At 37.5% G+C, this 4,641-nt stretch carries 4 protein-coding genes; 2 read left to right on the forward strand and 2 right to left on the reverse strand.

The window, feature by feature from the left end; translation table 11 throughout:
- Positions 1-170 precede the first annotated feature (170 nt).
- Entirely contained in the window at positions 171-1,052 is an 882-nt protein-coding gene (locus ABD814_RS03635) for an ABC transporter ATP-binding protein (RefSeq protein ID WP_344910424.1), read from the forward strand.
- 25 nt (positions 1,053-1,077) lie between these two features.
- Positions 1,078-2,691 (forward strand): ABC transporter permease, encoded by a 1,614-nt coding sequence (locus ABD814_RS03640; protein WP_344910426.1) that lies wholly within the window; start codon positions 1,078-1,080, stop codon positions 2,689-2,691.
- An 81-nt stretch (positions 2,692-2,772) separates the two neighbouring features.
- Here the strand turns inward: ABD814_RS03640 and ABD814_RS03645 are convergent, their stop codons facing one another.
- Positions 2,773-3,849, reverse strand: coding sequence for an ABC transporter permease (locus ABD814_RS03645; protein ID WP_344910428.1), 1,077 nt, complete (start codon positions 3,847-3,849; stop codon positions 2,773-2,775).
- Positions 3,849-4,556, reverse strand: a complete 708-nt coding sequence (locus ABD814_RS03650) for an ABC transporter permease (protein WP_344910430.1) — start codon at positions 4,554-4,556, stop codon at positions 3,849-3,851. Before ABD814_RS03650 ends, ABD814_RS03645 begins: the two co-directional genes overlap by 1 nt.
- Between the last annotated feature and the right edge of the window lie 85 nt (positions 4,557-4,641).

Here is a 4,641-nt window from a genome sequence, read left to right on the forward strand (position 1 = left end):
ACTGGCATTCACTTTTGGCAATTTAATGGGCAAATCACCTATAAAAAATCAAGTTATGAATAATGCAGGTTAATATTGAACTAACAACAATAATATAGTATATAATTATTGAAATAGATACATTCATGATCACACGTGACTAAAACTTAAAATGAAGGAGTGTCGGAAGAATGTCTGAGATTGCTATTTTGAAAGGTTTACAGAAGAATTTTGGTAAATTCCAAGCTTTAAGTGATGTAACCTTTACCGTAAATCCTGGTGAAGTTGTTGGTTTTATCGGTCCGAATGGTGCAGGTAAATCAACTACGATTCGAATTTTATTAGGTATTATTAAACGGGATGCGGGTGAAGCAAGAATTTTTGGCAAGGATGTCTGGCAGGACAGTCTTGAAATTCATAAACGGATTTCATATGTTCCTGGGGATGTATCTCTTTGGGGAAACTTAACAGGTGGAGAGATTATTGATTTATTTCTTAAACTACATGGTGGCGGTGACAAACAAAAACGGGATGAGCTAATCAAACGCTTTGAGTTAGATCCGAAGAAAAAGGCTAAGGGATACTCAAAAGGGAATCGTCAAAAAGTTGGTTTGATTGCTGCGCTATCAGTTGATTCTGATTTTTACATTTTTGATGAGCCAACTTCAGGGCTTGACCCTTTAATGGAATCTGTCTTTCAAGATGAAGTAGAAAAAATAAAACAGAAAGGTAAAGCAATCTTGCTCTCTTCACATATTTTAAGTGAAGTAGAACGGTTAGCAGATAAAGTTGTCATCATCAGACAAGGAAAAATTGTTGAAACAGGTACACTTGATGAATTACGGCACTTAACTCGTTCAACAGTAACCTTAGCAACAAGAGATGATGTTTCACAAATGGCCTCGCTTAACGGCGTCCATGATTTTAGTCAAAAAGATAATCAAGCGACATTTTCTGCGGACAATCGTTACATTAATGACATTCTAAAGCAAGCGACAACATTAGGTGTCCTAAAGTTGGAAGCTGTTCCACCAACTTTAGAAGAGCTGTTCATGCGTCATTATGAAGGATAAGTATTGATACGGAGGTGAAAATACGATGCAAGAAAAGTTTGCACGCTGGGATACGCTATTTTTACAACATTTAAAACGGGATTGGAAAAAAATAATGATTTGGGTTTTAGGAGTTGGCTTATTTTCAGCAGGCTTCGTTCCTGCTTTTGAAGAAATTGCAAAAGGTCAAGGCTTAATCGGAATGTTTGAAACGATGCAAAATCCTGCTATGGTCTCAATCGTTGGTCCGACACCAATCGAGACAGCTACTAATTATACAATCGGGGCGATGTACGCACATCAAATGTTACTGTTTTGTGGGTTGTTTGCGATGATTATCGCCGCCCTACATGTGGTTGGGCACACACGAAAAGAAGAGGATCTTGGTTTAACAGAGCTTGTTCGCTCATTTCAAATTGGACGACAAGCCAATTCATTTGCAACGATTATAGAAGTTCTTTTAGTTAATAGCTTGCTTGCTCTTCTGATTGGCGGGACATTAACAAGTTTCGGTACAGATACAATTTCTATTCAAGGTTCCTTTTTATTTGGACTATCCGTAGCAATGGCTGGACTAATTGGGGCAGCCATTGCACTTGTAATGGCGCAAATTATGCCAAATTCAGCTGGTGCTACAGGTTCAACGCTCGGAATTATTGGATTACTTTACATTACACGTGCAGCAACAGATATCTCGAATATCACATTCTCTATGTTTAACCCACTTGGCTGGTTATATTTAACCTATCCATTTACTAATAACAACTGGTTACCGATCTTTTTCGCTCTCATTTTTTGTATAATAATGGTGATGATTGCTTTTGCCTTAGAAGGTCGGCGTGATATGGGGGCTGGTTATCTCCCTGAAAGAGAAGGGCGTGCATATGCAAAACAATCTTTACTTTCTGTTCACGGTCTATTTATCAAGATAAATAAAGGTGTCATAATTAGTTGGCTCATTTCCTTTCTTATTCTAGGAGCTGCCTACGGTGCCATTTATGGAGATATGCAGTCTTTCCTTGAAAGTAATGATTTATTACAACAAATGTTTACCCAGTCTGGAGTCTCAATTGAAGAATCGTTTACAGCCACAATAATGATGGTTATGATGGGGTTAGTTGCTATTTTACCAATTGTGATCATCAATAAACTCTTCTCAGTAGAACAAAGACTCTATTTAAGCCAACTTCATGCGACAAAGGTGACGCGTGGTCAATTTTATTGGACCAATATTAGTTTGGCAATTGTCATAGGTGCAATAGGAATCTTATTCGCTGCAGGTGGTCTTGGTATCACCGCACTTACCGTCATGGAAGATCATACAACGATGAACCTGACTGATTTTCTGATAGCAGGCTATAATTTCTTACCTGCTGTCTTGTTTTTCACTGCTTTAGCTGCCCTGGCACTTGGCTGGGCACCTAAACTAGGGAAATTTATTTATGTCTATCTTGGTTACTCTTTTATCTTAAATTACTTTTCTGGTATTTTAGATTTGCCAGATTGGTTTTTAAAAACGGCGATAAAAAGTTGGATTCCACAAATGCCAGTTGAATCATTTAAAGTAATTCCATTTATCGTCATTACTACCGTCAGTATTATACTTATGACCATTGGTTATCTTGGCTATAAGAAACGCGATATGATGGAAGGCGCTTAATCAATAATCCTACACGTATAACATAGAAGGTTCACTTGAATAGCTGTTTTAGCTAAGCGAGTGAACCTTTTAAGCAATCCTCTATTTCGTCCGTTCCATTAAATTAAGACCGATCCCCATAAATAAAACACCCATCAATAATAAAATCGAAATCGGCTGAAGGAGATCACCCACCCCCGTATTATATAACATCGCATCTTTCAATGCTTCTGTCCCATAATAAACCGGTGTGATTCTAGCCAACACTTGCAAGAAATTATTCGTTACCAGTTCAAGTGGCCAAAATGCACCACCAAGCATTGCAAACGCAGTTGATACGATCGGAATAATAGACTGTAGCTGTTGGGGTGAACGGACTATACCGATCAAAAGCATCCCTAGTGCAACTGAAGCAAAAACATAAGCCATAACTGTCACAACAATCGCAAAGTATTGGTCACCAAAATGATAATTTAAGATTTGATCAAATACAATAAAACAGATACCAACTTGGAGTACTCCTAAGACAAAATAGTGCAATAATTGGCCAAGATAAATACTGCTTTTCTTTAATGGCGAAATGATTAATCGATCCCAAGTCCCCGTTCGCTTCTCAACCGCAATATTCATCATCCCAAATAAAACTGTGTAGAGAACAAAGTACAATGTCATTCCTGACACGACATGGGCTCCCTCTTCATCACTACTTGAAACAGAGTTTGCTAAGCTTTCTGATTCAACCGTAATATAGTTTTGTAACTCTATTGACCGATCAGGGAATAGTTCAGCAATTTCATCAATTCTTAACTTCGTCCGATAATATTGTTCAACATATTGATTGACAGCATTGATGAAAAATGAATCCTGACCAACTAGATAGTGATAGTCCAAATAGTTCAATTCAAGTGCATAACTAATTTGACTCAGTTTTAATTGATTTTCAATCGTTTCACGATCACTCACGTGAAACTCAAAGCCAGTTACATTATTTAGCTCATCGACCCATTCATCTAGCTCAGATTCGGTTAATTGATCACTAAATGTTTGGACTGTGATTGTCTGCTCACCTTGTGTTCCACCGATAAAAAGAACAAACAATATTGTCATTGCAATAAATGATAAAACAAGAATGGGTTCTCTTTTTAATCGTAACCATTGTAAATTAAAGACAGACCACATTACATTAACCTCCTCTTCGGAAAGATCACAACTGCGAGACTAATAAACAGCACAGCCATGAACAATACACGATAAATCATCGGTAAAAATTCAGTCAAATTAAAGCCTTGAATTAATTGAAGATAGGCTGTCATCATTGCGCCATTAGGTGTCCAGTTCCCTAGTTCTCGCATCAAAGGTGAAAAGTATTCAACTGGCGACAAACTACCTCCAAGAAACGCAAAGATAACCACCGCACCACCTGAAAAAAAGCCCGATATCGCATCATTATTAAACTGAATCGCAATTGCAGTCATAAATGCTGCCAAGCCACCGATAACAAGCGAGAAAACAAATGAGATGATCGCCAAGCTTCCCCAAAACTCAATACTTGTATCCACGAAAGTCTGGAAGAACAATGCTGATGCAACAAATAAAATGGTTAATTGGATGAGTGTTAGAACAACTGCTGAAATCACTTTACTTAGTAAGTAGTTTAACGGTCGCTCACCTGTCATCATTAATCTAGCAAAAACATGACTTTCTTTTTCCTTAAATGCATTACTTGAAATGGTTGATGCGACATAAAGTGCAAACATCACTGCCATCCCAATCGTATAATATTGAAATGCCGAAACGGGCTTTCCAGAAGAAAAATGATTCATAACCCCGAAGTTTTCTTCCGAAATTGTTGTTTCTACTACTTCTCCTTCTGTTGCAAAAGCCATCGATAACTCTAGACCTAGATTATTCATAGCCCAATCATAAAACCTGAATAAACCGCATCAAATCAATTAAAAATAACCAATCAAT

The sequence above is a fragment of the Amphibacillus indicireducens genome (assembly GCF_039539605.1).
Taxonomy (GTDB): Bacteria; Bacillota; Bacilli; order Bacillales; family Amphibacillaceae; genus Amphibacillus; species Amphibacillus indicireducens.

Excerpts from the sequence above, each read along its gene's own strand:
- ABD814_RS03650 (WP_344910430.1), bottom strand. The coding sequence starts at position 4,556 with ATGGCTTTTGCAACAGAAGGAGAAGTAGTAGAAACAACAATTTCGGAA.
- ABD814_RS03645 (WP_344910428.1), bottom strand. The coding sequence starts at position 3,849 with ATGTGGTCTGTCTTTAATTTACAATGGTTACGATTAAAAAGAGAACCC.
- ABD814_RS03640 (WP_344910426.1), top strand. The coding sequence starts at position 1,078 with ATGCAAGAAAAGTTTGCACGCTGGGATACGCTATTTTTACAACATTTA.
- ABD814_RS03635 (WP_344910424.1), top strand. The coding sequence starts at position 171 with ATGTCTGAGATTGCTATTTTGAAAGGTTTACAGAAGAATTTTGGTAAA.